Source organism: Neisseria sp. P0008.S002 (genome assembly GCF_051962805.1).
GTDB classification, from domain to species: domain Bacteria; phylum Pseudomonadota; class Gammaproteobacteria; order Burkholderiales; family Neisseriaceae; genus Neisseria; species Neisseria perflava.
In genome coordinates this window covers 119943-146579 of record NZ_JBQCUY010000004.1, presented here as the reverse complement: position 1 = coordinate 146579, position 26637 = coordinate 119943, and the positions used below count along the sequence as shown (strand labels likewise).

Below are 26637 nucleotides of genomic sequence, written 5' to 3'. Positions count from 1 at the left end.
ATCCTTCTAAAAAATAACATCATGCCAACCGACAACCGCCCGACTCTTGCTATCGACACCAGCACATCCTTTTTGTCCATCGCATTGGAACATCAAGGCGAAATCCGCCTGTTTCATGAAAACGTCGGCACCAAGCAATCCGAACAAATCCTGCCGCAAATCGAGCGCCTCTTTAAAGAAGCAGGCATCACGGCCGCCGATTTGGGCTGCATCGTTTATGCACAGGGCCCCGGCGCATTTACCGGCCTGCGTATCGGCGCGGCGGTTGCACAAGGTTTGGCCACGCCGTTTGACACGCCCATGATCGGCATTCCCTGCCTCGATGCCGCCGCTTCGCTGTTGCCACCATCAAGCTGTGTACTGGCAGCCACAGATGCGCGTATGGGCGAAGTGTTCTACGCATGGTTTGATACGCAAAACCACGTCCGCTTGAGCGATTACACGGTTGGCAAAGCCTCCGCCATTGCCGCGCCCGAAGGCCAAACGCCTAGCGGCGGCATCGGTAATGCCTTTGCCCTCGCCGACAAACCGCCTTTTGACGGTCAAGCCGATATGCCGACCGCCGCCGACTATCTTAAACTTGCCCGCAGCGGCCGCTATATTGCTACTGACGCGGCACACGCCGAGTTGCTCTACGTCCGCAACAAAATTGCCCTGACCGCGCAAGAGCAAGCCCAACAAAAGGCCAAACCGTGAACCTGCGCCCAGCCGTACTTGCCGACTGCCCCACCCTTGCCGCCATCGACGCACAAGGCAATCCCTCGTCGTGGACGGTGCAACAGTTTGAGTCGGCGGTTCAACACCATCCCGACAGCGTTTGGCTCAGCCAGACCAACCACCAAATTACCGGCTTTATCGTGTGGCAAACCGTGTTTGACGAATCCGAGCTGCACCTGATTGCCGTTGCGCCAGAATACCGCCGACAAGGCATTGCATCCGCCCTGCTACAACACTGGCAAAACGCAGTGCAACAGCAAGACGCAACCCGATTGCTGCTCGAAGTCCGCGCAAGCAATGAAACCGCGCAACAGCTCTACCGCAAACACGGCTTCCAAACCTGCGGTCGCCGCAAAAACTACTACGCCCTGCCCGACGGTGGCAGCGAAGATGCCGTATTGATGGAGAAATCATGTTAAGCAGCCGCTATCTGCACCTGCACGAAGCCTTGGGCTTGGGCCCGATGTGGCTGAACCGAAACGCCAAAATCATCCATGCCGCGCCTCAAACCGCAACATCAGCCGCACCCGTCCGCCCCAAAACCATTGCTGCCGATACCGCGCAAACCGTGCGCACTTTATCCGCAGGTGCCCATCAGGCACGCACTGCCGCCATCGCTACTGCGCAAGCGGCCAAACCGGCTGTCCGCGCTCCCGAAGCAGCACCCAAAGCCATTGCCGAAACACCGACAAAAACAGAAAAAGCCGCGCATTCAGACAATCTGCCCCGCCTTGACGTAACCATCAGGCCGTCTGAAATCATGGTGGTCAGCATTTGCCCGTCCACCGAAGACAGCCTGCACGGTACACTGTTTAGCGGCGATGTCGGCACGCTTCTCGACAACATCCTCGCCGCCATCGGCCTCAAGCCCGAGCAGGCGCACAAAACCGCATGGGTCAAAACCGCGCCCGTATTCACTGCCCTGCCCGATGCCGAACACATCCGCTCCGAGCTTGCCGAAATGCAAAACGAGCTGACCGCTTCGCAAGCGCGCGCAGTATTGTTCCTCGGCAAAATCTTCGACAGCCCCGACATGATCGGGCTGATGAACGAATTGTGCGCAGAGCGGCCGCATTTCGTCATTCCCCACCCCGCCCGCCTGCTGATGCAGCCGCAACTCAAAGCGCAGGCATGGCAAATCTTAAAGCCATTGAAACAGCTTTTGGCCAAGGCCGTCTGAACATTCTGTTCAACCTGAAATCAGGTTTTTCACCAACAAAAAAGGGCGTGTTCGACACGCCCTAATGTTTTTCAATATTCCGCCGAATGCCAGAAAGGCTGACCCACCGTCGGCGTACTGGCGCGCGCTTTCTCACGCGCCTCCACAGGTTCCGCCTCATAAGCCAGACGGCCCGACTCGACCGCAAGCGCAAAAGCGCGTGCCATATTGACCGGATCGCCACTTCGGGAAACGGCGGTATTCAATAACACGCCGTCAAAACCCCATTCCATCACTTGCGCCGCCTGCGAAGGCAAACCCAACCCCGCATCGATAATCAACGGCGTGTTGGGCAGACGTTCGCGCAGGACTTTCAGCGCATAAGCATGAACCGTGCCCAGTCCCGTGCCAATCGGCGCCGCCCACGGCATCAACGCCTGACAGCCTGCGTCGAGCAGTCGGCGGCAGGCAATCAGGTCTTCGGTGCAATAAGGCAGTACTTTGAAGCCGTCTTTAATCAGGATTTCAGCCGCCTCGACCAGTTGGAACACGTCGGGCTGCAACGTGTCATCATCGCCGATAAGTTCGAGCTTAATCCAATCGGTATCAAACACTTCGCGCGCCATTTGCGCAGTGGTCACAGCTTCCTGTACGCTTTGACAGCCTGCGGTATTGGGCAACACAGGCACACCCATTTCTTCCAACAACGACCAAAAACCCTGCCCGTGCGCTTCGCCGCCGCTGCCGGCGCGGCGCAATGAAACGGTAATCATCGCCGGTTGCGCGATTTGAACAGACTGCTTGAGGATTTCCGGCGTCGGATAAGCAGCCGTACCGAGTAGCAGCCGTGAAGGGAAAGTTTCTCCATATAGGGTAAACATGATGGATTCCTTTGTAATATTATTTTTGGGGCGATAGCCTTCTGAAAAATCGGTTCAGATAGTTTCCAAATAGTTTTCAAGTCCTTCCGCGACCTTAGTCGGAATAAACTCGGTAATTGTGTATTTCGCTACGCCTTCTCGGTGAAATGGGTCTTCTGCAATTAACTTTTCCACCTGTTCCCTGCCTGATGCTTTCATCAGGATAATGCCGCCTGTCCGCGGCTGTTTGCGTCCAGACATCACAAATACACCTGCTTGATAATACCGTTCAAGATACGCAATATGCTCGGACAGGTAGGTTTCAACCGCAGCCAAGTCTTTAATATATTCCAACGATACGATAAACATTTCTTTTCCTTTTCTCAGCATTAAACCAATAGCGCAGCTATACACGCAGTAAAACCGCTTATCCGCCGACTACGGGGCGCACAATGTCCACTTTGTCGTTTTCGTTTAAAACCGTTTCCGCATACGCGCCTTTGGCGACAAACTGGGTATTGACGGCAACGGCAAACGGTTTCTGCGGCGCGGTTTGGGCGATAAGGTCGGCAACGGTTGTGCCGTTTAATGTGATGGCTTCATTGTTTAATATAATCTTCATAATGCTGCTCCTCTTGTCAGACTTCTTATTTTCAGACGGCCTTATTCATCCCACAAAGCCTGAAACGCTTTAACCACGGCTTCGGGATTTTCCGCTTCGGTAACGGCGCGGACGACGGCGAGGGAGGAAACGCCGGTGGCAAGTACATCTTCAGCGTTGTTCAAATCGATGCCGCCGATGGCGACGACGGGTATGCCGCGAGCCTGTTTCACATATTCGCGCAGTTTCTCCAAGCCTTGCGGGGCGGTGGGCATTTGTTTGGTCGTGGTCGGAAAAATCGCGCCGCTGGCGACGTAGCTAGGTTGTACGGACAAGGCGCGATCGAGTTCGGCAACAGAGTGCGTACTCAAGCCCAAGCGCAAACCGGCAGCTTCAATCGCGGCTAGGTCGGCAGTGTCCATGTCTTCCTGCCCGAGATGCACGCCGTATGCACCTGCGGCAATCGCTTCGCGCCAGTGGTCGTTGATGAAAAGCTGGGTTGCACTGTTTTGACAGGCTACGACGCAACGTTCGATTTCGCGTTTCAACTCGTCGCCATGCAGGATTTTACAGCGCAGTTGCACCGTGTCGGCACCTGCTTTGACCATGCGCTCGACCCAGTCAGCAGTGGGAACAACGGCGTAAAATTTCAGGGGAGATTTGAGTGGCGGGAAGGTCATAACGGCTCCGAAAGGAATAATTCGTTGTTATATTATCAGAAAAGGCCGTCTGAATAATATTTGTTTTCAGACGGCCTGATTGAAAAAATGAATATTGCCCTATTCGGCTTTGGCTTTATAAAAATATGAACATACTGATGGGTTATCAAAATGAGTGCCATATTGGCGCCCCACATTCGGAGACCCAACCCATGAAAAAAATTTCTCTTGTTAGCCGCCCTTCCCTTACTGTTTACCACTTATTCAAATGCCGCCACGCCTAAAGCGGAAGCTTCAAAACCAGCTTCGGCACACAAACAAACCAAGCAGCGTTTTTCCGGCAAAATCACCGGCTATCAAACCGCCGAGCATTTGTTCTCCGTACGCAAGGGCGACCGCCTGCGCATCAGTAAAACCGGCAGCCCTAACGCCTATTTCAACGTATGGGCACCCAAAGACGATGAAGCCGTATTTAACGGTTCGGCACAAGGCGATAAATTTGACGGTATCGCTACCCAATCGGGCAAATATAAAGTGCAGGTCTATATGATGCGCGCCCAAGCCCGCCGTAACACTACTGCCCATTACGCCGTAAACGTCATCAAAAACTAAGGGGCTGACGTAGATTAGCCCTAAATTCCACACCAATCTCGCAGGATTTTAAGCTGTTGAGACGGTGTGCCGAAGTTAAATCGAAATTCGCATTCTTTCAAGAACAGCGGGAAAGATTTGCGATCGATTCCGTTGTATTTTCGCAAGAAACGTTTTGCCTGATTCCAAAAATTCTCAATGCCGTTAATGTGGTTCTGACGGTCGACAAATTCCTTGGAATGGTTGATGCGGTAATGGATAAAACCGCTCACGTCCAACTTATCATAGCTGCTCAGGCTATCCGTGTAAACAATGCTGTCCGGCATGATTTTCTTTTTGATGACAGGGAATAACGTTTCAGACTTGGCATTATCCACCACAACGGTATAGACCCGTCCGTTGCGTTTCAGAATGCCGAAGACAACCACTTTTCCTGCCGCACCTCGACCACGTCTGCCTTTACGCTGTCCGCCGAAATAGCTTTCGTCCAGCTCGACAGAGCCCTCGAAAACCTCATCGGCAGCCAAGGCCAAATGATGGATGATGACATACATATTTTGCGGTAGAATAGAGTTATTTATCCTGCGACTAGGTAGAAGGCGCGGAAAGTCCGGCAGAACTGGTCAGCCTGATTGAAAGCGGCGACTACGAAGCCCTGCTTGCCGAAGATTCGGACGAACATGGCCAAGGCCACGAACATCATTGCGGCTGCGGCTGTTCCCTCGGCTGAGTCAGCCTGCCCATATTATCTACCGCCTCGATTTTCATATTAAAAGGAGACTTACCAGCATGATAAGCAAAGCAAAATTCAATACCGTTGTCGGCAGCATAGGAGCGGCAATAGGTATTTTCGTATTTGTCGCCTATATCCCCCAAATTATCGCCAATATGCAAGGGGCAAAGGCGCAGCCGTGGCAACCCCTGTTTGCAGCAGTATCCTGTCTGATTTGGGTTTTGTACGGTTGGAGCAAAGAACCCCGGAAAGACTGGATTCTGATTATACCCAACGCAGTCGGCGTGATATTGGGATTTCTGACTTTTCTGACTTCGCTTTAAACAAGGGGCTAATCTACGTCAGCCCCAAAACTAAACGCCCTCATGATGTAAAGCTTTAAAAAACAGCAAAGGCCGTCTGAAAATTGAAATTTCAGACGGCCTTTTAAACGGTTTGAAAAGGACGTATCGAACACGTCTTTTTTTTCCTATTACAACAGGAACATGGTTGCTAATCCCAAGAAAATCAGGAAGCCGCCGGAGTCGGTAACCGCGGTAATCAGCACCGAGCTGCCCAATGCCGGGTCGCGTCCGGCTTTGTCCATCATGACGGGAATGAGGACGCCGACGGTCGCGGCCAGCAAAAGGTTCAAGGTCATCGCGGCCACCATGACCAAACCAATGCCGATGTTGCCGTAGAGCAGCCATGAAATCACGCCCATTACCGTGCCCCAAATAATGCCGTTGACGAGGGCGACGCCGACTTCTTTTTTCAGCAGGCGGCCTGCCTGCGTACTGGTCATTTGTCCCATTGCCATGGCGCGGACGATCATGGTGATGGTTTGGTTGCCGGAGTTGCCGCCGATGCCGGCGACGATGGGCATCAGCGCAGCCAGTGCGACGATTTTCTCGATACTGCCTTCAAATGCGCCAATTACGCGGCTGGCGATAAAGGCGGTACACAGGTTGATGGCAAGCCACATCCAGCGGTTTTTCACCGAGTCCCAAATCGGGGCGAACAAGTCCTCTTCTTCTTGCAAACCGGCCATGTTAAACATGTCGGCTTCGGATTCTTCACGGATCACGTCCACCATTTCGTCAATGGTGATCCTGCCGATCAGCTTTTTGTTTTCATCGACAACCGGCGCGGTGACCAAGTCATAACGTTCAAACGCCTGTGCCGCTTCTTCCACGTCGTCTTCGGGACGGAAGCGCACGACATCGGTGGCCATCACGTCCGCCACCATGTCTTCGGGGTCGGCGACCAAGAGTTTGCGGATGGGCAGCACGCCTTGCAACACGTCGTTTTCATCAACCACGAAAATCTTGTCGGTATGGTCGGGCAGGCTGTCGAAACGGCGCAAGTAGCGCAACACGACTTCACACGCCACATCGGCGCGGATGCTGACCAATTCAAAGTCCATAATCGCGCCGACTTGGTTATCTTCGTAAGACATCGCCGCTTTGACCTGCTCGCGTTCTTCTTCATCACGCGTTTGCAGCGCTTCGTACACCACTTGGTGCGGCAGGTCGTCTGCCAGTTCTGCCAATTCGTCTGCGTCCAAATCATCGACGGCGGCCAACAGCTCGTCTTTGTCCATGGACTCGATCAGCGTTTCGCGTACGGCGTCGGATACTTCCAGCAAGACTTCGCCGTCGTCTTCAGGGGCGACCAAAAGCCAGACGATGTTACGCTCGCGCGGCGGCAGGGATTCCAAGACGGCGGCCACGTCGGCAGGGTGCAACTCGGCCAAGAGGACGGTCAGCTCGGTGAACTTGTCACGCAGGCTTTCGTCTTCAATCGGCACGCCTGCTTCGATTTGTTCAAAGGACGGCTCGAGGATTTCGCATAAGGCGTGGATGCGGTCGATATCGTCAGAGATGCGATCGTCAGAAATGCGGTCTTCCACCGCTTCATTGTCGGGGGTATGGTCGAGATTCGGAGGGGTTTGTTCGATGCTCATAAATGCTCCGCCCGCCGGACGCGGGGAGGCATTTCGGCGGGATGATTATGGTTGTTGTGTGTCTGATGGGAAGTTCAAAGGCGAACTGGGAAGGTCCATAATTCGAGCCTGCTGAGAGGCGCAGAGTTGTAAACGGTGCATATTCTACTCTTTTTTAGGCCGTTTTACCATTTTTAACGGGAAAGGCCGTCTGAAAGCGGGTGATAACGACACCCTTTTTTTTCAGACGGCCTGATGATTTGATTTTATTTGTTTCGCCTGCCGAACGCTTCCCTGACCACGTCCAACCAAGCCCTTAAGGCCGGCGTCGGGCGTTGGTGTTTCTTCCATGCCATGGTGAGCTGCCAGCGGATTTCGGGTTCGACCAAAGGAATGGCGGCAAAGACATCGGGATTGATTTTTCGGGCATAGTATTCGGGTAACAAGGCAATGCCCATATTGTGCGCCACCATGTCGGCGACCAAATTCCATTGTCCGGTACGGCAGACAACGTTGGGCGTAAAACCTTGATTGCGGCAGGCCGTCTGAATGGTTTCGTTGAGGGAAAAGCCTGCACCAAAAAGGATGAAGGGCTCGTGTTGCAGGCTTTTGAGCGTCAGCGCATCGTGTCTCGCCCGATTTTTCGGCATCAAGACCACCAGCGGATAGTCGCACAACGTGATGCTGTCGAAGTCTTCGTGAACCGGCGCGAGCAGCTGCCCGGCATCGAGTTCGTTGTTGCGCAGGGATTGCTCGATGGCGAGCGAACCTTGTTCCAAAAACGACAATTCTATGTCCGGCCATTTTTGGTGGAAATCAAACAGCGCATGACTGAGCAAATCGCTGCCGAACAAGGCCAAACCCAAACGCAGCGTCCCGCTTTTGACATGGCGGTAATCGTCAACGCGGGCCAGCAGCAAATCGCGTTCGTGTAAAAGGTTTAACGCATGGCGATAGACTTCTTCGCCGATTGCGGTCGGCTGCACCTGCCGCTTTTTGCGTCCGTTTTCTCTGCACAAAAGCGGCACGCCCAATTCTTCTTCCAAAGACTGGATGATTTTGCTGACCGTCGGCTGCGTCAAATTCAACGCGGAAGCCGTGGCCGAAAAACTTTGCAGGCGGATGAGTTCGGCAAAACAATGCAGGCTTTTGAAATCCATTATTCCTCTAAGGCATGATTATTCGTTTAATAATTCATATTATGCAGAAATTAGGTTTCTATAATCAAGCCTTTCATTCAACACACACCCATATCATGGATTCCCTCACCAGATTTTTTCAGACGGCCTTGCAGCTTGCCATCATCGGCGCAGTATGGGGCGTCTCCGACCTTATCGTCCGCTTCACGCATCTGCCTGTTTCTTCAGGCGTATTGGGCTTGTTCCTCATGCTCGCCCTTTTAGGGCTCGGCATCATCCGCCCGGGCATGGTTGATCGCGGCGCAAAATGGGCATTGGGCGAACTCGTCTTTTTCTTCATCCCCATCATGGTTTCCGTCTTGCAATATCAAGACCTGCTGATGTCCGAAGGTTGGCAGCTGATTTTGACCATCGCCGTCGGCACCGCGCTCGTGATGATCAGCACCGCCCTGACTCTCGATTTCTGCTACCGCTGGAAACGCCGCCTCTACAAAAAACTCCACTCCTAAAAATAGAGAATAAAAATGGACTACACTGCCCTCGCCTGCTTCATCTGGACTTGCTTTGCCTATGTCGTTGCCAAAAAAATCCACCGCAAAAAACCCTTAATGATTTTCTCCCCCGTCGTTACCGTCTCCGTCAGCACCATCCTCCTGCTGCTGGCATTCGGCGTCAATTACGACACCTACCACAAATATACCCAAGGCATCGTCTTCCTGCTCACTCCGGTTACCGTTGCCTTTGCCGTCCCCATTTATGAAAACCGCGAAGTCATCCGCCGCCAGCTGCCCATCCTCTCCATCGCCATTATGGTGGGCATGTTTGTCGGCGTAGTCAGCGCATTCCTCATGAGCCATATGTTCCACTTCAACAACGAAGTAACCAACAGCCTAATGGCGCGCTCCATCTCCACGCCGTTTGCCGTCGTCCTCGCCAGCGAAATCCACGGTTCAGCCTCGCTCGTTTCCCTGTTCACCATCATCACTGGCTTTGTCGGCATGATATTCGGCGACCTGTTTTTAGCCTTCACCCGTATCCGCTTCCGTACCGCCAACGGCGTGGCATTCGGCAATGCCGCCCACGGCTTCGGCACATCGCGCGCCGGACAACGCCATGAAACTGAAGGCGTAATGGCCAGCCTGACCATGATTTTGGCCGGACTGTTTATGGTATTGTTTGGCCCAACCATGGTGCATTTGGTAATTTGGATGATGAGTTAGGCTTCGTCCCGATGACCATACACAAAAAGGCCGTCTGAAACACATATCGGTTTCAGACGGCCTTTTATATTATGGAACGATTACAGTTTGAAAATAGAAGCCTCTGCTAAATCATGAATGGTATCCAACGCAGATGAACCTGTACCATTGTTTGAATAGGTCGCATTGTCTGAGGAAAGACCAGCAGAAGAATCAAGAGGATCAGCCTCACCAAACTCACGGCTCAAAAGCTCATCTCCATCGAAAGCTTTGGATTCCAATATCGGCTTCGCGGCCGGCTGTGCAGGCTCAAAACCTTCCCACTCACGCGGATCAAGGCGGATGATATGATCATCGTCATAGCCATCATTAGGCCCTTTGCCTTCTCCTGAAAAAGTACCGTCCCACTCGCGCGGATCGAGGCGGATAACAAAATCTTCAGAATCACTTTCTTTACTTGGTTGATGTACTTTAGCCATGAAATTCTCCTTAACAAATAAACGGATACTGTACCTAATGCCTCATAAAAGGCATTGCGGACTCTATTCTAGAACAAAGAAAACAGCGGGCAAAGATTGAAGGGAACAACGGTTTATTAACACGATAATCGTATTTAAATCTTTTTAAAACAAATAGATATAATTTATACATCATACCCGGTCATCCATTATTAAAAATCTCGCACATGCCGTCCACCAAGATGATTCCCCCTCTTCCGTCCCTTGCTATGTAACAAAAAGGCCGTCTGAAAAATGACTTTCAGACGGCCTTTTCATTTGCTCAAACCTTATTCTTTAGGCAGGCGCAGGACGGAGACGATGAATCCGCCCCAAATGACGATCAATGCGACAAGCATCATAATAATGGCTGAAGTACTCATTATTCGTCTCCTTCACGTTCGTGTTCATGTTCGTCTTTGACGTTGAAGCCCTGACCGTGTTCCCACGGCAAGAATGACAGCAAGACCGACAATACGAGGATGGCGCCCACCATGCCCCAACCAAAGATATTGAGGAAGCTGTCAGGATAGCCGCTGTAATTCTCTTTTAGGAGGCCGGCAGTATCCTGATAAAGCATATAGCCGAGCATGGCGACGGTAACCACCACGCTGGCTGTCCACACTTTGCCGACACGGATGGAAGACAGCGCGTTCAAGTGGTTACGCAGTTCCGGCAGCTTGTTCAACAAGACAATCGCCAAAACGTAAACAAAACCGGAAGCCACAATGCCATAAGTATTGATGAATTTGTCCAATACGTCCAACACAGGCAGGCCGGTGGTCGTACCGAACAGCAAGGTGGAAATAATCGCCATGGGAACGCCAGCAATCAACGTTGCGCTGACACGTCCGATGTTCATTTTGTCTTGAATTGCAGCCACAATTACTTCAACGATGGAAATCATAGAAGTTACACCGGCAAACACCAGCGAGCCGAAGAACAACACGCCGATCAACGCGCCCATCGGCGCTTGGTTGATGATGGTCGGGAACGCGATAAACGCCAAGCCGATACCGTTGGATGCCACTTCGCTGACTTCTTTGCCTGCGGCTTGAGCCATAAAGCCCAATGCGGCAAATACGCCGATACCGGCGAGCAACTCAAAGCTGCTGTTGGCAAAGCCGACAACCAAGCCGGTGCCGCCCAAGTCGGTTTTTTTCTTCAGGTAAGAAGAATAAGTAATCATGATGCCGAAGCAGATGGAGAGCGAGAAGAAGATCTGACCATATGCGGCTACCCAGACTTTCGGATCCGCCAAGCGGCTCCAGTCAGGCGTAAACAAAGCGTCCAAACCTTTTGCCGCACCCGGCAGAGTCAGCGCAATGCCCACCATGATGACAAACATTACCACCAACAAAGGCATGAAGAATGTGGACGCACCGGCCACACCTTTTTGCACGCCCAAAGCCATAATCGCCAGCGTAAACACCCACACGGCAATCAACGGACCGGCAACTTTGCCGACAAAATCCAAGCCCAAGTCTTTGGCATCGGCCATTTGCAGGAAGTCTTTGAAGAAGAAGGTCTGCGGATCCGTACCCCATGCCGAAGTCAAAGAATAATAGGCATAGCTTGCCGCCCAGCCGACAATCACGGCGTAGTAGATACAGATGATGACGTTGGTCAGAAAGTTCCACCAACCCACCGGCTCAAACCAACGGCCGAGGCGGCGGAAGGCCAAAGGAGGCGAACCGCGGTAACGGTGGCCGATGGCATAGTCGAGCAGCAACAGTGGAATACCCGCCGTCAACAGCGCAACCAAATAAGGGAGGACGAAAGCACCGCCGCCGTTGTCGAAGGCGATGTAAGGGAAACGCCAAATGTTGCCTAAGCCCACGGCCGAGCCGATGGCGGCAAACATAAAGGCACGGCGACTGCTAAACGTCGCGCGTTCGCTGGATTGAGAATTTGACACGATGAACCTCTTAAAAATCGAGTGTCGTCAAGGCCTCCCGGCCTTGCGCGTATATATTTAGAAATCAGGTCGGACAAACCGGCCGGTTAAAATAGATATTCGGACAAGGATAATATCCGGTATTTAAAGAATGCACCGCTTATGGCCATGCAAACATAATCTGACCTTATCGTAAAAAAATTTAACACTGTTGGCAAGTCAGTATTGCATTAAAATCGCAAGGAAAATCTTCATGCACTACGACTAAAATCTTCATACACTTCTTTATATACAAGCCAAACGCAACACCCAAGCCCCGTTTTTCCCTCCCCTTCCCACTGACAACCGCCCTCGCCGCAAACCGCCTTTCCCTTATCCCGTAAGGAAAAGCGGCAACCCAACGCATTCAAATCCCCCGTCATCAAAATGTTTCAGACGGCCTGTTTTCCTTCCGTCCAATCCGGGCCGTCTGAAAATTTCACTGTTGCATGTTGTAATCAAGAAACCGTCCCAAAATTCCGTTTAATATAAACAAAAACAATCCACCTTTTCCCGTTTCCTTCATTACCGTGATTTAAAACGGACACAAAACACCAAAAAATGGAATTAATAAAAATAAAATTTCAAAAAATATTAAATAACATTAAATTTAAACCTGCATTTCTACTCTAATTATCCACAATTAAAAATAATCAAACCAAAAAATTTCAATAAAACATTAATTACACAGCACTACATTTTTGCTATAATTGCCGCCATTCAATCCACAACCCAAACCCAAAAGAAGAGGAAAAGCCATGGGTATCAAAGTTGCCATCAACGGTTACGGCCGCATCGGCCGCCAAGTAGTGCGCGCTATTTTCGACTACAAACTGCAAGACCAACTCGACATCGTTGCCATCAATGCCAGCGGCAGCATCGAGACCAATGCTCACCTGACCAAATTCGACACTGTTCACGGCCGCTTTGACGCCGATGTTTCCCATGATGAAAAACACCTCATCATCGACGGTAAAAAAATCCCTTACTTCTCCACCCGCAACCCAGCCGAATTGCCATGGGGCGAATTGGGCGTTGACTTGGTAATGGAATGTACCGGCGCGTTCACCAGCAAAGAGAAAGCCAAAATCCACTTGGAAAGCGGCGCGAAAAAAGTGCTGATTTCCGCTCCCGGCGGCGATGACGTTGACGCAACCATCGTTTACGGCGTAAACGACGACGTGATTACCGACGACATGACCGTTATCTCCAACGCGTCTTGTACCACCAACTGCCTGGCACCTGTTGCCAAAGTATTGAACGAAAACATCGGTATCGTAAACGGCGTGATGACCACCATCCACGCGCTGACCAACGACCAAACCGTCACCGACGTACGCCACAAAGACCTGCGCCGTGCGCGTAGCGGCGTGGAAAACATGATTCCGACCAAAACCGGTGCTGCCAAAGCCGTCGGTTTGGTATTGCCGGACCTGAAAGGCAAACTCGACGGCCTCGCCATCCGCGTACCGACCGTCAACGTTTCCCTGGTTGACCTGAGCTTCCAAGCAGGTCGCGACACTTCCGCCGAAGAAATCAACGCGCTGATGAAAGCCGCTTCCGAAGAAGGCCGTCTGAAAGGCGTATTGGCCTACAATACCCTGCCGCTGGTTTCCATGGACTTCAACCACACTACCCAAGCCAGCACATTTGACTCTACGCTGACTAAAGTCACCGCAGGCAAAATGGTTAAAGTGTTCGCATGGTACGACAACGAGTGGGGCTTCAGCTGCCAAATGCTGAACACCGCTCGCCGTATGTTCGGTTTGGAAGTACGTCCGTTCTAATCGGCTTCCAACACAAAGGCCGTCTGAAACATCTTTTCAGACGGCCTTTTGTATTTCCTTTAAAATATCGCATTCCCATTTATTTTCAGACGGCCTCTTCATGTTTCCCAACGAATCCGCCCCCAACCTCCTGCAAGGCTTAAACCCCGAACAACTCTCCGCCGTAACCTGGCCGCCGCAATCCGCCCTCGTTTTGGCAGGCGCAGGCAGCGGCAAAACGCGCGTGCTGACCACGCGTATCGCCTGGCTGTTGCAAAGCGGACAAGCCAGCGTGCACAGCATTATGGCGGTAACGTTTACCAACAAAGCCGCCAAAGAAATGCAGACCCGTTTGGGCGCAATGATTCCAGTCAACGTCCGCGCCATGTGGCTCGGCACGTTCCACGGCCTCTGCCACCGCTTTTTGCGCCTGCACCACCGCGACGCAGGCCTGCCCTCTTCCTTCCAAATCCTCGACAGCGGCGACCAACTCTCCCTCATCAAACGTCTGCTCAAAAGCCTCAACATCGCCGAAGAAATCATCGCACCGCGTTCATTGCAAGGCTTTATCAACGCGCAAAAAGAATCCGGCTTGCGCGCTTCCGTATTGAGCGCGCCCGATCCGCACACACGCCGCATGATTGAGTGCTACGCCGAATACGACAAAATCTGCCAACGCGAAGGCGTAGTCGATTTCGCCGAACTCATGCTCCGCAGCTACGAAATGCTGCAAAGCAACGAAATCCTGCGCCAACACTACCAAAACCGCTTCAACCACATTCTGGTCGACGAGTTCCAAGACACCAACAAGCTGCAATACGCCTGGCTCAAATTAATCGCCGGCAACCACGCAGCAGTGTTTGCCGTCGGCGATGACGACCAAAGCATTTACCGCTTCCGCGGCGCAAACGTCGGCAACATGACCGCGCTGATGGAAGAATTCCACATCGACGCGCCCGTCAAACTCGAACAAAACTACCGCTCTGTCGGCAACATCCTCGCCGCCGCCAACGCCGTCATCGAAAACAACGACGAACGCCTCGGCAAAAACCTGCGCACCGACGCCGAAGCAGGCGATAAAATCCGCTACTACTCCGCCTTTACCGACCTCGAAGAAGCCCAATTCATCGTGGACGAAACCAAAGCCCTCGAACGCGAAGGCTGGAATTTGGACGAAATCGCCGTCCTCTACCGCAGCAACGCCCAATCCCGCGTCATCGAACAAAGCCTGTTCCGCAGCGGCATCCCCTACAAAATCTACGGCGGCCTGCGCTTTTACGAACGCCAAGAAATCAAACACGCCCTCGCCTACCTGCGCCTCGCCGTCAATCCCGACGACGACAACGCCCTCTTGCGCGTGATTAACTTCCCACCGCGCGGCATCGGCGCACGCACCATCGAAAACCTTCAGACGGCCTCAAACGAACAAGGCATCACCCTCTGGCAGGCAGCCTGCAACGCCGGCGCAAAAGCCACCAAAATCGTCGCCTTCGTCCGCCTCATTGAAGCCCTGCGCAACCAAGTCGGACAACTGCCCCTGTCCGAAATCATCGTCGGCATCCTCAAAGACAGCGGCCTGACCGAACACTACCGAACCCAAAAAGGCGACAACCAAGACCGCCTCGACAACCTCGACGAACTCGTCAACGCCGCCATCGAGTTCAAACCCGAAGACAGCAACTTTGAAACCCTGCCTGAAAACATTTCAGACGACCCCGCCTTCCCCATCCTCGCCTTCCTCAGCAACGCCGCCCTCGAATCCGGCGAAAACCAAGCAGGCGCAGGCGAAAAAGCCGTCCAACTGATGACCGTCCACGCCTCCAAAGGCTTGGAATTTAACGCCGTCTTCCTCACCGGCATGGAAGAAGGCCGTTTCCCCAGCGAAATGAGCCTCGCCGAACGCGGCGGCCTCGAAGAAGAACGCCGCCTCATGTACGTCGCCATCACCCGCGCCCGTAAACGCCTCTACATCACCATGGCGCAACAACGCATGCTGCACGGACAAACCCAATTCGGCATCGTCTCCCGCTTCGTCGAAGAAATCCCGCCCGAAGTATTGCACTACCTGTCCGTCAAAAAACCCGTCTACGACAGCTACGGCAACACACGCCAAACCGCCACGTTCAAAGACAAAATCCTCGACGACTTCAAACAGCCGCAAACCTACGCAGGCTTCCGCATCGGCCAAAACGTCCGCCACGCCAAATTCGGCACCGGCGTCATCATCGATGCCGTGGACAAAGGCGAATCCGCCCGACTGACCATCAACTTCGGCAAACAGGGCGTAAAAGAGCTAGATACCAAGTTTGCGAAATTGGAAGAGATGTAGAAGGGAGATGGCAGAGGCCGTCTGAAAACGGGAGGAGCAATTTTGCCGAAACCTCCGCCGTCATTCCCTCGCAGGCGGGAATCCAGAAGTAGAAATGTAGGTTGAATACTCGTATCCAACAAAAACATTGACGCGTCTATCGTTTCCGAAAAAAACGCTGTTGGAAAATGTCGGATTCGAGAATCCGACCTACGGCTGCTGCTTTTGGGGTGATGAAAAAGCAGCCTGCACTTTAAATTTCACTCGTTTCCCTGCTCATAAGATTTCAAACAATTGTGCCAACAGCACATCCTGCAGCACCACCCGCGTTTCGGCCTGCCGAAGCAGCCGTGCGAGTAGTGCATCGATTTCTACGCCCGAAACAGTTTGACGCAGGCTGGATAAAGCCTTCATGCGGTTTTTTTGTTCGAATGCATCTTCCATACCAGGTTTGACACAAAAATACCAAAACGGCTCGGTCCTCATGTGGTAGAGCGGCATGCCGAAATTTTCTTGGTGGTATGCGTTTGCCACCCACCGCTGCCATTACTGTCTGAATATTGCCTGCCATTCTTCCAAAAGCGTATCCGAAAAATCAATTTTTTCTGTGTGCAGGCTGCCTGATTCATACAGCAGGCATAAACTGTATAGAAGGATGAATTTATGCGGGGCACGGTTGTTTGCTTGTGTAAAACTTGTATGCAGGCTGCGGAATTGTTCCGCATATTTTAATAATGCTGCCAAATCTTTCATACCGCTTCCTCCTGCAAACTTTGCAATACCTCCTCCGGTTGCCAATTCAATGCGCGGCAATAATCAATAAACTCAAAGATATCCAGCCGCCTGTCACCTGTTTCCACTTTTCCTACGAACGAATGCACCACATTCATCCGTTCCGCCAATGCACGCTGCGACAACCCCAAATCCAATCTTCTGCGGATAAGGAGTTGTCGCAAATAGGTGTGTTCGGCAGAGTGTACCGACAAACGAATATTTCTCATGCGCTCCGATTTTAGGTACAATCACGCATGCACCTGTTTTAGGTGCAAATAAGAAATATGTATAAAAATGACCGTAATACCCATACACCCTGCCAACCCGTTCGACGCTATACGCCAAAACATCACTGAAGAATATTTAAGCGAAACGCAGCACTACCCTTGGATTGTTACCTTTTCAGGCGGCAAGGACAGCACCCTTGTCGCCCATTTGGTGTTTGACATGCTGCTTTCGCTGCCGCCGATGCTGCGGACGCGGCAGGTGTTCTTCATTTCCAACGACACGCTGGTGGAAAGCCCGCTGGTAGTGAAACACATGCGCCAATCTTTGGCAGAAATTCTGCGTGCCGCTGAAATTTTCAGGCTGCCCGTCAGCGGCGAAATCACCGTGCCGAAATTGCAGGACACCTTTTGGACGCTACTCATCGGCAAAGGCTACCCCACGCCTAACCGCTCAATGCGCTGGTGCACCGACCGCCTGAAAATCCAGCCTACTAGCGGCTACATCCTGCAAAAAGTAAACGAAAACGGCAAAGCCATCATCGTACTGGGCGTGCGCAAAGACGAATCTGCCACCCGCAAAGCAAGTATCGAAAGCCACCAAAACTTGGAAAACAGCAATCTGACCCCGCACAGTGATTTGAAAAACGCGTTGGTGTACCGACCGATTGTCGATTTGAGTACCGACGACGTGTGGGAATTCCTTGCTGCCAACGACCCGCCCTGGGGAGGCGCACACAGCGATTTAATCAAGCTCTACCGCGAAGCCGCCGGCGGCGAATGTCCGATTGTGCTGTCGCAGGAAGAAGCCCCCGGTTGCGGCACCAATTCCAGCCGCTTCGGCTGCTGGACGTGCACGGTGGTCAATAAGGACAGAAGCCTGCAGGGCTTTGTGGACGCGGGGAAAACCGAATTCACACCGTTAATCGAATACCGCGACTGGCTGGTGGACATCCGCAACAAACCCGAATACCGCCAGGCCGAACGGCGCAACGGAAAACTCACGTTCAAAGGCGGCAAACACATCCCCGGCCCGTTCACCATCGCAGCGCGGCAGGAAATGCTGGCGAAGCTGCTAAAAGTGCAGGCTGCTTTCGGCGAAGAACTGATTTCGCAGGACGAAATCGACCTAATCAAGCGAATTTGGACGGAAGATCTGATTAACACTTACTCAAGGAATAAAAATGAAGACGGAAACACGGGAACAGGTGGCTGATTTGCTGCTGTGGAGTGATGAAAATGCCAGAAACCTGATAGAGAAAATCGCTGCCGAACATGGTGTATCGCCCGATGCGCTGGCCGATTTGGCGGCATGGGAGCGCGAGCAACAGGAACGGATCCGCAAACGCGGCATGACCGAAGTATTCGATGAAGTTTTTGAAAACAGGAAATATTGGGGCTGAATATGTGGATACATTCAATCAGGCTGCTTAATTTCAAATCCTACCAAGAAGCGGCCTTCTCCTTTCCCGAACCGAAAAACGGGCAGAACATTGTTTTAATCGGCGCGATGAACGGGCACGGCAAAACCACTTTGTTGGAAGCGGTTTACCTGTGCCTGTATGACGCGGATGCGGTCAGCCATTTGCAGCGGGCCGGCTTGAACAGCAAAGATGTCAATTACCCGAATTTCCTGCAGGCTGCCCTGCATCACAAAGCAGCGCCGCAATACGGCCGATACCGCATCGAGCTGGAAATTGAAATCCGCCAACGGCGGCAAGGTAAGATTTGCGGCCTGAAAATCCGCCGGAAATGGCATTTCAATGAGAAAAGGCAATTTGAACGCGAAAGCACCGAAACGCGGGCAGACGTGCTGGTTGACGACCGCTACCTGCCTGTCGATTTAGCCGAATTGGACAAATATCTCAACACTTACGCCCTGCCGTTCGATTATGCGCCGTTTTTCTTTTTCGACGGCGAAAAAATCGTGCAGGCTGCAGAACGCAGCGGCACGGGTATGTGGCTCAATACCGCCCTGAAAGGCCTGTTGGGCGTAACCCTGCTGACGCGGCTTGCAGACAGCCTTGGCGATTACCGCAAACGCTGCATTTCCGAGAACGCGGGCAAAAAGATGCAGGAAGATTTGGACAAAGCCGAAAGCGCATTGACTTCTGCCCAAGTGCAATATGATGTATTCCGTGAAGAATGGGAAAAAGTACAACAGGAATGGGCGCATTGGGATGCGGAAAGAAGCAGGCTGCAACAGCAGATCGGCGGCGGCAGCGACATCCGCACTTCGCAGGATTTGCTGATGCAGCGGGAACGGCTGGAGAAGGAAATGGACGATTTCAATGCGAAGGTCAAGGCGGCGGTTAAAGCCATGCCGCTGGCCTTCCTGCCTTCAGACGGCCTGAACGCGCTAAAAATCAAACTCGAACGAGAAGCCAACCGCCTGCACCATGAAGCCGGCAGGGAGCAGATTGCGGGACGGGTAAACGATTTTTGGAGCGCGTTTGTCGGCAGCGGCAAAGTCAAAGAAGTATTGGGGCGTTCGGCTTGCGCCATTTTGGAAGACCCGCTGATGAAGGAAGCTGTAGCCGAATGCTGGAACGAATTATTTTACCCGTTGCCTGAAAATTGCGCCGAAACTATCGAGCACAACTATCTCTCGAAAAACGCCCATGCTGAAATCCAAAACGAAATCAGCCGCATACAGGGTATGCCACAAGGAAGGATAGGCAGCCTGCTGGCCGATATCGAACAGCGGCGGAGCGAACAAAAACAAGTCTTGGAAGAATTGGAGCTGCTCAAAGGCAGCAACAAAGACGAACTGGTGGAACAGCTCAAACAGGCGAACAAGCAGGCCGATATACTGAAAGAACGTTCGGGCAGCCTGAAAAGCAACGTGTTGGAAAAAGAAAAAGAATGCCGGCGCAAAAAGGATGAAGTCAGCAAACTGCAAGACAAAATCAGCGACAGCAACCCGCTGATGGTGAAGTCGCGCCGTGCGGGACAGGTAGAAAAAGTTATTGCCGCATTGACCGATGCTCTAATGCGGCAAAAGGCGGGTGAAATCGGTGAAACCGCCACCCGCATCAACCGCACCATTGCACACGATGACCGCATCCACAAAATCAGCATCGAAGCCGACGGAAGGATGGGGCTTTACGGCCGCGACGGCAGGGAAGCGCAGGTCGATTTGTCGGCCGGACAAATGCAAATTCTGATTATGTCGCTGGTGTCGGCATTGGCGGAAGTTACCCACTATCCTGCCCCCTTTGTCATCGATACCCCTTTGGCACGTTTGGATGAGGGCCACCGAGAAGGTTTGTTCAAGCATTGGAGTGGGCTGGAACAGCAGGTGATTTTGTTGTCGCAGGACACCGAAATCACCCCCGAAGTGTACCGCCGTCTCGACCCGCATATCGGCCGCACCTATCTGGTGGAAGCCGAATCACTGGACAGCGCGGGCGCATGTTCACGTGTAACTGCCGATGTTTATTTCGAATAATTAAAGGAACAATACATGTATCTGCTGCCAGACAACCGCCAGTGGGATTCCGACTATTTCCATACCCTGATTAGCGACAAACACATTATTTCCAGCAGCGAAGCCAAAGCCATACGCGAAAAACTCACCCACGCAGGTGCGTTGCCGCATCTGGACAACAACTACGAGTGGGCGGTACTCTGTATCGGCTATTGCTTTGCCAAAGGCTGGGCTCGCCAGCCGGAAAATTTGACTGCCGCCCCCGATACCAAAGGCATCGACATCCCTTCTTTCCAAACCTGCTTTCAAGACCATTCGCGGCTTTGGCTTGCCCTGTTGAGCGAAACCCTGTTCCACATCAGGCAAGGGAAACTGGCGGGAAAAGATGATTTGTACAAACTAATTGCCGACCTGTGGCATACCGGCGCGCTTGGTTTGCATGCGTTTTGGGAACGTTGCAGACAATTCAAACCCGATGACGATTTGGCACAACGGCAGGCCTTTTTGAACGAATTGGCTGAATTGGCTGTTAAAAACAGTAGCGGACGGCAACATGCAGGAGAGATTTCTAGTTCAAGCGAATTTCCCGCAGAAAATGTCGGAACACTCGATGCAGCCCGCATCAAACTTAAAACCGCACTGGACAAAACAGTCGGCAAGGGCGGCACGATACAACTAGAATACGTCGGCGTGCGCTACGACTGCTTGCGCGTACAGTTCGACTGCTATGTGGATTTGGAAAAATACCACAGCCAGATTTGCTCCGAATTAGGCATCGGCGATGACGAAATGCGCTGCGGACGCATACGCGGCGAAGCCAATACATGGCACATCAATATCCTGCGCCCGCAAGACACTTGGCGGCAATACGGGCAAAGTGAGTTTCAGACGGCCTTACAGCAATACCGCGCATCGGCACAGCAATTCAGATTGCCAGTGTGTATCGGTTTGGACGAACGCGGCGAACCCGTGTTTCAAGATTTTGCCACCGCGCCGCATGTGATGGTAGGCGGGGAAACGGGGGCTGGGAAATCGGTACTGGTGCGCTCAATGCTGGCTTCCCTGTTCGAACTCGCTCCTCAGAATGAAACGGAAATCGTCGTGTGTTATTGCAAAGTTTCTGCGGATTTCGCCGCCTTCAAAGACCGTCCGAATTTATGGCAGGGGCGCATAGTCAGCGATGCGGAAGAAGCTGCTGAAATATTGTCGTCTTTTGCTGACGAGATGGATAAACGATACCGCCTGATGGACGAATACGCTGCAAAGGATATTGCAGAAGTCCCACAGCACGCCCGTCCAAAATATGTTGTTATCGTGATTGACGAACTGGCCGACCTTATCGATGTCAGCAGTGACGCAGAAGGGCATTTGGTACGGCTGGCACAAAAAGCGCGCTCCGCAGGAATGTATCTGTTATTGGCAACGCAACGCCCCGATGCGAAAACACTCAGCGGCCGCCTACGTGACAACCTGCCGACCAAAATTGCGTTGAAAACAGGCAAACGCCAGTCTTCCGAGATTATCTTGGGCGAGCGCGGTGCTGAAAACCTGACGGCCAAAGGCGATCATTTGGTCAAATGGAACAATGAAGCAGCACGTTTTCTGCACGGGTATAATGTATAATTTGTTCAACCATCCTTTGCAAAGGTCTCAGGCCGTCTGAAACTTAAATGGGGTTTCAGACGGTCTTTTCCTTTGGGGATTAGTGATTAGGCTTTAGGTTCGCCATCATTCTCTGCTTTGGGCGGAACGGGGGCAAACCAGCCGACCAGAAGCAACAGCAAGCCGACGATGATGAAGGAGGCAATGCGCTCGATACCGCCGCTGTTGGAAAGCTCGATCAGGAAGAGTTTGACGACCACGATGCCCATCAGCGTCGCGCCTGTCATCCAGTAGGAACGCTGTTTGCGGCGGTTGCCGAGTACCATCAAGATGATGGCGGTTACTGCCCAAACGACGGAGAGGCTGGCTTGCAGGCCGAAGGATTGGAGCATGATGTCGAGACGCCAAGTAATGCCGTCGTAGAAATGCCATACGCGCATCACGCCTGCGCTGATCAGCATAAATGCCAAGGCGGAAACTGTGGTTGCCGTGGTACGGCGAAGCTCGGGCGGCAAGGCTTCGGGCAGGGATTTCAGGGCAAACCAAAGCATGCCGGCGCTGGCGAGTTCCACCGGATTGAGCACGGGAATATACGGCAACGGTGAAGGTTGGAACGGCGTGGAGAAGTTGGTCCACAGCATCCAACAGGCAGCGGCAAGGGCGCACAACGGCATAGCAAAATGCTGATAAATGGCTTGATGCCGTCTGAAAAATTCGCGGTGGCGCTGCGTATGGAAAACAATCCACATCGCCAAAGGCACAACCAGCCATGAGAGCTGCGACCAAACGCCGGAGAGAAGACCACCGACATACAGCGCGGTCCAAAGCGTCCAAAGTACGCCGAGTATCGTGATATTGAGTTTGTGCAACCAAATCAGATCATGGCGCGGATAGTTGTTCAGAATAATGAAGTGCAACACGGTAGCGGCGGCAAGCGGCAAGGCTGCGGCGGCTGTCACCGCATGTTCGGTATGGTAGGAGAGGAAATGCAGGCCAAACAATGGCAAGAATGCCAAATTGGTTTGCAGAAGCTCTTCCCATTTCAGACGTTTGGCAAACAGCAGCAGGCCGGCAAATATCGGCCACAGCCACAACTGGGTAAACAGGGTTTCCTCGCCTGTCCATTGCATATAAAGGGCGTAGCTGCCTGTCGCCAACGCAGTAAGCAGGATGATCCAGCCTGCAACCTTCGCAAAGTAAACCTCGTTTCCTTCCGGCTTTTCGGTGTTAACCGGCACGCGTGGATATTGCAGCGCGTAGGCAGCCGCAAACAGCAAAGGCGTAGCGGCAATAAGGTACAGATGGCTCAGGAAACCTTGGGATTCATAAATAATACCGGCTTGCAGCAACAGGGCGAACAATACATTGCCCAAGGTAAATGTGATAAACACATTCGGCTCGTGTTTGCGCCGACAGAATGCCCACGCCGCCGCCAAAGCGGAAAGAGCGACAATGCAGCCGCGCTCGGCCAAGAAGAGCAAAGGCAAAATAGAGATGTACAGCAAGGCGGCAGACAACACGGCCGTCTGAACAGATTTTTCCCATTGCGCCGAACCTTCGCGACGCGAGAAATACCACAGCAAGTAAATCGCCGCTCCGCCAAGCAACACCACAACCGTTGTAAACCACTGCCCTTCCAGAACGGTATCCGTGCCGAAGCCCTGATAATTGCCCAATTGAATCAGTGCCGCCAAGAGATAAACCATCAGCGCACCCAAACGGATATGCGGACGCTGTTGGCGCAAACCGAAGAAATAAACCAGTGCGGATTCGGCACTCCATAAAATGACCGTATTGCTCGGTTCAAAATAAAGCGGAACGGCAATCGTAAGGAACAACACCGCCAACGCAAAAAACGCCTGACGCAAAATATACAAACCCTGCTGACGTTTCAGCAGCAGCGCGGCCAGTCCGTAAACCGCGGCAAAACCCAATGCGGAAAGCGCATCCGCAGCCGGCCAATGTTCCACCATGCGGTATTGCAGGCCGAATGCCGCCGCCATCGTGCCAAACAATAAAGTATGGTCGAGGACATGCACGCGCAGGCCGTGTGTATAAATACTCTTGCCGATTTCTTCCAAAGTCGCATTGTCGGCAATCGGTGTAACGCCGTCTTCGCTGTTTTCCGTCAACTTACGGCGTGCGAACAGATACGCGATAAAGGTATAGAGCAGCCAGTGGTAAATCAGGAAAGGCTCGGTAGTGGCGAAATGTTGCGGCGTATAACTTCGCATGCCCCACAGCGCGGCAATGGCAAAAGTAGCGACAAAACCCGTCAGGTTCAGCGGGCGCCATGCCTTAAACCACGCAATCGCGGCCACACCAGCATTGAGCAGGGCAAGATAAGAAAACAGCACCAAATAATTGCCGCTGCCGTCTGAAGTCAGCAAAGGCGCAGCCATACCGCCGATTAAAGCAACCTGCGCCATAATCTGCGCATTCTGCCTTACCGCCAGCCACGCCATCAGCACAACCATCGCCACCATCAGCCCGAACACGACCGACACAGGCAACAGCGGATGCAGTTTCAACGCCGCCAACGCCGTTAAATATATCACCGCCACGCCGAAACCCTGCAACACCAAGCCATATTCACGCTTACGGCTTTGCAGCTTCCAGCCGCCGACCACCGCCGCCAAACCCGCGCCTGCTACAGTCAAATAACGCAGCTCCACCGGCACATGAACCCGCTCGGAGGCATAGCGCAAGAGAAACGCCAAGCCGAGGAACAGCACCACAATACCGGTTTTCAACAGCGGATTACCGCGCAAGAACCAAGCAACAATCGGATTGTCGGAAAACTTATATTCTCCGCCTTCCACCTTATCTTTATGGATAACGAATTGACGCGATGGAGCCTCTTCGTTTTCAGACGGCATCGAAGCAACAACAACCTCTTCTTTAGGCAGCTCTTCTTGTTCAGCAGCAACCGGAGCAACCGCCTCGACAACTTCTTCCACAACAGGCTCAGACGAAGCAGAAGCCTTGGTAGGTACAGGATCAATAGGTATAGAAAAAGAAGGAGCAAATGCCTCTTCAATTTTCTGCTTAACAGGCGCAGCTTCCGCCTCAGGCTCAACCCGAACATGAAGCGGCTCAGAGGCCGTCTGAACATCGGCAACAGCCCGAGCCTCAAGCCCCTGCCCTACCTTCGCCTCATCACGGACAGCCTCATGTTCCAACACCAACAAACGCTGTTTCAGCAGCTCGATTTCCTGCTCCAGCTTCTGCATCCTGTCGCCTGCCGTAGCAGATTCAGCCAAACGCTCTTCTTGACGCTGTTTCGAGATTGACCAAGCAACCAGCCAAAACAACGACCCAACAATGACGCCGGTGAACATCTCATCAGCAAAATAGCCGATAATAATAGGAATAAGCAGGCCGAAAAACTGCATGAAACACCTGTTTGATAACAATAAGAATATGCCGATTGTAACACCGACAACATTATTCATGAAAAAAAGAGATAAAAGGCCGAGAATAAAAGCATACGGCAAATAGAATATAGAGAATCGGAATAGAAAAAGACCGTCTGAAAATATTTAGGGATTTTCAGACGGCCTCTACCTATTTCAACAACCCAACGCAAATCATGAAAAGAAACGCATTGGGTCTTGTTTCAAACTACGGCTTAACTTCCCGACAATACTGCCGCACCTGCTTTCGCGACGCTTTCGTCTTCATCGACCGAGCCGCCGCTCACACCGACACTGCCGACGATAACACCGTTTTTATCCACCAACAGCACACCGCCGGGAAAAATCACCAAACCGTCGTTGGTCACCTCAATACCGTAAAGCTCGCCGCCCGGCTGCGAAGCCTTGCCCAAATCGCGGGTGGACATATTGAAATAGCGCGCCGTTTTCGCCTTTTTCTGCGCAATATCAATACTGCCGATAAACGCATCGTCCATACGCGCGAACGCCTTCAAATTACCGCCCGCGTCCATAACCGCGATATTCATCGGCACCTTGATTTCACGCGCCTTTTTCATCGAAGCCTGCACCACCGCCTGCGCCTGAGCCGTCGTCAAATCGCCTGGCAGCGTTTTGGTCAAACCCTCAGAAAACGCCGGCGCACCCAATGCCAAAGTACACAACAATGCAACTGATTTTATGCCGCGCATAACTGGTCTCCTTGTATTGAATCAATGAAAGGTACTGCACTTTTGATTGTATGCCTATCGGCGGGAAGAATAAAGGCCGTCTGAAAACCATAAGATAGGTTTTCAGACGGCCTCGGATGGGTTTTAGGTTTCAAACATCGCGTGCCTGCGTACCGCACACACCCTACACCCGATACCCAGTTTCGCGTGATGTTCAGGTAGGGTGAGCGGCTTAAGGCATGCACGTAGTTTCGGTTGGGAGAGGTCAGATTCTTGGATCCAACGACTTTTGAGATGGTTGCTGATTTTATCAGATCCAAGTATTCGACCTACAACTGGCTTTTGAAATAGCACCAACTTTTGCTGAATAGTTTTTGCTAAATATTAAGTTACTGACCTATAACTACTACAGT

Annotated in this window: 27 protein-coding genes and 1 pseudogene; 13 read left to right on the top strand and 15 right to left on the bottom strand. The window is 52.3% G+C overall.

Annotation, left to right across the window (positions count from 1 at the left end; translation table 11 throughout):
• The first annotated feature begins 21 nt into the window (after positions 1–21).
• From tsaB to ACTHSA_RS05855, 3 genes are read left to right on the top strand one after another with little or no spacing between them, the layout of a single operon-like run.
• The gene (gene tsaB, locus ACTHSA_RS05865) at positions 22–696 is read left to right on the top strand and encodes a tRNA (adenosine(37)-N6)-threonylcarbamoyltransferase complex dimerization subunit type 1 TsaB (protein WP_039861921.1); all 675 of its coding nucleotides are present in this window, start codon (positions 22–24) and stop codon (positions 694–696) included.
• Positions 693–1136, top strand: coding sequence for a ribosomal protein S18-alanine N-acetyltransferase (rimI, locus tag ACTHSA_RS05860; RefSeq protein WP_440368313.1), 444 nt, complete (start codon positions 693–695; stop codon positions 1134–1136). Before tsaB ends, rimI begins: the two co-directional genes overlap by 4 nt.
• The gene (locus tag ACTHSA_RS05855) at positions 1130–1897 is read left to right on the top strand and encodes a uracil-DNA glycosylase family protein (protein WP_004518962.1); all 768 of its coding nucleotides are present in this window, start codon (positions 1130–1132) and stop codon (positions 1895–1897) included. Before rimI ends, ACTHSA_RS05855 begins: the two co-directional genes overlap by 7 nt.
• 71 nt (positions 1898–1968) lie before the next feature.
• Here ACTHSA_RS05855 and ACTHSA_RS05850 read toward each other — a convergent pair whose 3' ends face one another.
• The 4 genes from ACTHSA_RS05850 to thiE are packed head-to-tail and all read right to left on the bottom strand — an operon-like array spanning position 1969 to position 4017.
• Positions 1969–2757: a thiazole synthase gene (locus tag ACTHSA_RS05850; RefSeq protein ID WP_004518963.1), complete on the bottom strand. Its 789-nt coding sequence runs from the start codon at positions 2755–2757 to the stop codon at positions 1969–1971.
• A 54-nt stretch (positions 2758–2811) separates the two neighbouring features.
• Positions 2812–3105 (bottom strand): YciI family protein, encoded by a 294-nt coding sequence (locus ACTHSA_RS05845; protein WP_039861865.1) that lies wholly within the window; start codon positions 3103–3105, stop codon positions 2812–2814.
• 58 nt (positions 3106–3163) lie between these two features.
• On the bottom strand, positions 3164–3358 hold the full coding sequence (gene thiS / locus ACTHSA_RS05840) for a sulfur carrier protein ThiS (protein WP_004518965.1): 195 nt from the start codon (positions 3356–3358) through the stop codon (positions 3164–3166).
• Positions 3359–3399: 41 nt separating this feature from the next.
• Positions 3400–4017, bottom strand: a complete 618-nt coding sequence (gene thiE / locus ACTHSA_RS05835) for a thiamine phosphate synthase (protein WP_004518966.1) — start codon at positions 4015–4017, stop codon at positions 3400–3402.
• A gap of 207 nt (positions 4018–4224) precedes the next feature.
• Here thiE and ACTHSA_RS05830 point away from each other — a divergent pair, with 207 nt between their 5' ends.
• The gene (locus ACTHSA_RS05830; RefSeq protein ID WP_004518967.1) at positions 4225–4608 is read left to right on the top strand and encodes a hypothetical protein; all 384 of its coding nucleotides are present in this window, start codon (positions 4225–4227) and stop codon (positions 4606–4608) included.
• Positions 4609–4628: 20 nt separating this feature from the next.
• Here ACTHSA_RS05830 and ACTHSA_RS05825 read toward each other — a convergent pair.
• Positions 4629–5158, bottom strand: a pseudogene (locus tag ACTHSA_RS05825) (IS1595 family transposase); the annotation flags it as partial.
• A gap of 218 nt (positions 5159–5376) precedes the next feature.
• Between ACTHSA_RS05825 and ACTHSA_RS05820 the strand changes: the two are divergent.
• Positions 5377–5643: a SemiSWEET family transporter gene (locus ACTHSA_RS05820; protein ID WP_004518970.1), complete on the top strand. Its 267-nt coding sequence runs from the start codon at positions 5377–5379 to the stop codon at positions 5641–5643.
• 149 nt (positions 5644–5792) lie between these two features.
• On the opposite strand, the gene mgtE is transcribed toward ACTHSA_RS05820, so the two are convergent.
• Complete coding sequence (gene mgtE, locus ACTHSA_RS05815; protein ID WP_004518972.1) at positions 5793–7265, bottom strand: magnesium transporter; 1473 nt, start codon at positions 7263–7265, stop codon at positions 5793–5795.
• Between the two features lie 245 nt (positions 7266–7510).
• Positions 7511–8404 (bottom strand): LysR family transcriptional regulator, encoded by an 894-nt coding sequence (locus tag ACTHSA_RS05810; RefSeq protein WP_004518973.1) that lies wholly within the window; start codon positions 8402–8404, stop codon positions 7511–7513.
• Between the two features lie 14 nt (positions 8405–8418).
• On the opposite strand from ACTHSA_RS05810, the gene ACTHSA_RS05805 reads away from it, so the two are divergent.
• Both ACTHSA_RS05805 and ACTHSA_RS05800 read left to right on the top strand, forming a co-directional pair.
• Entirely contained in the window at positions 8419–8892 is a 474-nt protein-coding gene (locus ACTHSA_RS05805) for a CidA/LrgA family protein (RefSeq protein WP_004518974.1), read from the top strand.
• Positions 8893–8907: 15 nt separating this feature from the next.
• A complete protein-coding gene (locus ACTHSA_RS05800; RefSeq protein WP_039861867.1) occupies positions 8908–9603 on the top strand; it encodes an LrgB family protein in 696 nt (231 codons plus the stop codon).
• Between the two features lie 80 nt (positions 9604–9683).
• Here the strand turns inward: ACTHSA_RS05800 and ACTHSA_RS05795 are convergent, their stop codons facing one another.
• The 3 genes from ACTHSA_RS05795 to ACTHSA_RS05785 form a co-directional block, all read right to left on the bottom strand.
• Complete coding sequence (locus ACTHSA_RS05795) at positions 9684–10061, bottom strand: hypothetical protein (RefSeq protein ID WP_004518977.1); 378 nt, start codon at positions 10059–10061, stop codon at positions 9684–9686.
• Between the two features lie 308 nt (positions 10062–10369).
• Complete coding sequence (locus ACTHSA_RS05790; RefSeq protein ID WP_036472778.1) at positions 10370–10462, bottom strand: methionine/alanine import family NSS transporter small subunit; 93 nt, start codon at positions 10460–10462, stop codon at positions 10370–10372.
• Positions 10462–11997, bottom strand: coding sequence for a sodium-dependent transporter (locus ACTHSA_RS05785; RefSeq protein WP_083296577.1), 1536 nt, complete (start codon positions 11995–11997; stop codon positions 10462–10464). The genes ACTHSA_RS05790 and ACTHSA_RS05785 overlap by 1 nt, the downstream gene beginning before the upstream one ends.
• Before the next feature lie 776 nt (positions 11998–12773).
• On the opposite strand from ACTHSA_RS05785, the gene gap reads away from it, so the two are divergent.
• Positions 12774–13802: a type I glyceraldehyde-3-phosphate dehydrogenase gene (gene gap, locus ACTHSA_RS05780; RefSeq protein ID WP_070695274.1), complete on the top strand. Its 1029-nt coding sequence runs from the start codon at positions 12774–12776 to the stop codon at positions 13800–13802.
• 100 nt (positions 13803–13902) lie between these two features.
• The gene (gene uvrD / locus ACTHSA_RS05775; RefSeq protein WP_004518981.1) at positions 13903–16110 is read left to right on the top strand and encodes a DNA helicase II; all 2208 of its coding nucleotides are present in this window, start codon (positions 13903–13905) and stop codon (positions 16108–16110) included.
• Positions 16111–16365: 255 nt separating this feature from the next.
• Here the strand turns inward: uvrD and ACTHSA_RS05770 are convergent, their stop codons facing one another.
• Genes ACTHSA_RS05770 through ACTHSA_RS05760 form a run of 3 tightly spaced genes read right to left on the bottom strand, consistent with a single transcriptional unit; the run spans position 16366 to position 17090 of the window.
• Positions 16366–16623, bottom strand: coding sequence for a hypothetical protein (locus tag ACTHSA_RS05770; protein WP_004518982.1), 258 nt, complete (start codon positions 16621–16623; stop codon positions 16366–16368).
• Between the two features lie 12 nt (positions 16624–16635).
• Positions 16636–16842 (bottom strand): hypothetical protein, encoded by a 207-nt coding sequence (locus ACTHSA_RS05765; RefSeq protein ID WP_004518983.1) that lies wholly within the window; start codon positions 16840–16842, stop codon positions 16636–16638.
• Complete coding sequence (locus tag ACTHSA_RS05760; protein WP_049331660.1) at positions 16839–17090, bottom strand: helix-turn-helix domain-containing protein; 252 nt, start codon at positions 17088–17090, stop codon at positions 16839–16841. The genes ACTHSA_RS05765 and ACTHSA_RS05760 overlap by 4 nt, the downstream gene beginning before the upstream one ends.
• Before the next feature lie 67 nt (positions 17091–17157).
• Here ACTHSA_RS05760 and dndC point away from each other — a divergent pair, with 67 nt between their 5' ends.
• The 4 genes from dndC to ACTHSA_RS05740 are packed head-to-tail and all read left to right on the top strand — an operon-like array spanning position 17158 to position 22140.
• Positions 17158–18303, top strand: a complete 1146-nt coding sequence (gene dndC / locus ACTHSA_RS05755; RefSeq protein ID WP_063076790.1) for a DNA phosphorothioation system sulfurtransferase DndC — start codon at positions 17158–17160, stop codon at positions 18301–18303.
• Positions 18272–18490: a DNA modification system-associated small protein gene (locus ACTHSA_RS05750; protein WP_070695272.1), complete on the top strand. Its 219-nt coding sequence runs from the start codon at positions 18272–18274 to the stop codon at positions 18488–18490. Before dndC ends, ACTHSA_RS05750 begins: the two co-directional genes overlap by 32 nt.
• A gap of 2 nt (positions 18491–18492) precedes the next feature.
• Positions 18493–20538: a DNA sulfur modification protein DndD gene (gene dndD, locus ACTHSA_RS05745; RefSeq protein WP_049258440.1), complete on the top strand. Its 2046-nt coding sequence runs from the start codon at positions 18493–18495 to the stop codon at positions 20536–20538.
• A 15-nt stretch (positions 20539–20553) separates the two neighbouring features.
• Positions 20554–22140, top strand: a complete 1587-nt coding sequence (locus tag ACTHSA_RS05740; protein WP_070695271.1) for an FtsK/SpoIIIE domain-containing protein — start codon at positions 20554–20556, stop codon at positions 22138–22140.
• Between the two features lie 86 nt (positions 22141–22226).
• On the opposite strand, the gene ACTHSA_RS05735 is transcribed toward ACTHSA_RS05740, so the two are convergent.
• A complete protein-coding gene (locus tag ACTHSA_RS05735) occupies positions 22227–25514 on the bottom strand; it encodes a DUF2339 domain-containing protein (RefSeq protein WP_108699877.1) in 3288 nt (1095 codons plus the stop codon).
• A 236-nt stretch (positions 25515–25750) separates the two neighbouring features.
• Positions 25751–26245 carry a GlcG/HbpS family heme-binding protein gene (locus ACTHSA_RS05730; protein WP_004518991.1) on the bottom strand — a complete coding sequence of 165 codons (495 nt, stop codon included), beginning with the start codon at positions 26243–26245 and terminating at the stop codon, positions 25751–25753.
• Positions 26246–26637 lie beyond the last annotated feature (392 nt).

Bases quoted from the DNA above. Each gene is read 5' to 3' on its own strand.
- ACTHSA_RS05735 (WP_108699877.1), bottom strand. From the start codon at position 25,514: ATGCAGTTTTTCGGCCTGCTTATTCCTATTATTATCGGCTATTTTGCT.
- thiE (WP_004518966.1), bottom strand. From the start codon at position 4,017: ATGACCTTCCCGCCACTCAAATCTCCCCTGAAATTTTACGCCGTTGTT.
- ACTHSA_RS05805 (WP_004518974.1), top strand. From the start codon at position 8,419: ATGATTATTCGTTTAATAATTCATATTATGCAGAAATTAGGTTTCTAT.
- uvrD (WP_004518981.1), top strand. From the start codon at position 13,903: ATGTTTCCCAACGAATCCGCCCCCAACCTCCTGCAAGGCTTAAACCCC.
- ACTHSA_RS05850 (WP_004518963.1), bottom strand. From the start codon at position 2,757: ATGTTTACCCTATATGGAGAAACTTTCCCTTCACGGCTGCTACTCGGT.
- ACTHSA_RS05810 (WP_004518973.1), bottom strand. From the start codon at position 8,404: ATGGATTTCAAAAGCCTGCATTGTTTTGCCGAACTCATCCGCCTGCAA.
- dndD (WP_049258440.1), top strand. From the start codon at position 18,493: ATGTGGATACATTCAATCAGGCTGCTTAATTTCAAATCCTACCAAGAA.
- ACTHSA_RS05760 (WP_049331660.1), bottom strand. From the start codon at position 17,090: ATGAGAAATATTCGTTTGTCGGTACACTCTGCCGAACACACCTATTTG.
- ACTHSA_RS05845 (WP_039861865.1), bottom strand. From the start codon at position 3,105: ATGTTTATCGTATCGTTGGAATATATTAAAGACTTGGCTGCGGTTGAA.
- ACTHSA_RS05800 (WP_039861867.1), top strand. From the start codon at position 8,908: ATGGACTACACTGCCCTCGCCTGCTTCATCTGGACTTGCTTTGCCTAT.
- ACTHSA_RS05855 (WP_004518962.1), top strand. From the start codon at position 1,130: ATGTTAAGCAGCCGCTATCTGCACCTGCACGAAGCCTTGGGCTTGGGC.
- ACTHSA_RS05820 (WP_004518970.1), top strand. From the start codon at position 5,377: ATGATAAGCAAAGCAAAATTCAATACCGTTGTCGGCAGCATAGGAGCG.
- ACTHSA_RS05795 (WP_004518977.1), bottom strand. From the start codon at position 10,061: ATGGCTAAAGTACATCAACCAAGTAAAGAAAGTGATTCTGAAGATTTT.
- ACTHSA_RS05740 (WP_070695271.1), top strand. From the start codon at position 20,554: ATGTATCTGCTGCCAGACAACCGCCAGTGGGATTCCGACTATTTCCAT.
- mgtE (WP_004518972.1), bottom strand. From the start codon at position 7,265: ATGAGCATCGAACAAACCCCTCCGAATCTCGACCATACCCCCGACAAT.
- gap (WP_070695274.1), top strand. From the start codon at position 12,774: ATGGGTATCAAAGTTGCCATCAACGGTTACGGCCGCATCGGCCGCCAA.
- tsaB (WP_039861921.1), top strand. From the start codon at position 22: ATGCCAACCGACAACCGCCCGACTCTTGCTATCGACACCAGCACATCC.
- dndC (WP_063076790.1), top strand. From the start codon at position 17,158: ATGACCGTAATACCCATACACCCTGCCAACCCGTTCGACGCTATACGC.
- ACTHSA_RS05790 (WP_036472778.1), bottom strand. From the start codon at position 10,462: ATGAGTACTTCAGCCATTATTATGATGCTTGTCGCATTGATCGTCATT.
- thiS (WP_004518965.1), bottom strand. From the start codon at position 3,358: ATGAAGATTATATTAAACAATGAAGCCATCACATTAAACGGCACAACC.
- ACTHSA_RS05750 (WP_070695272.1), top strand. From the start codon at position 18,272: ATGAAGACGGAAACACGGGAACAGGTGGCTGATTTGCTGCTGTGGAGT.
- ACTHSA_RS05765 (WP_004518983.1), bottom strand. From the start codon at position 16,842: ATGAAAGATTTGGCAGCATTATTAAAATATGCGGAACAATTCCGCAGC.
- ACTHSA_RS05730 (WP_004518991.1), bottom strand. From the start codon at position 26,245: ATGCGCGGCATAAAATCAGTTGCATTGTTGTGTACTTTGGCATTGGGT.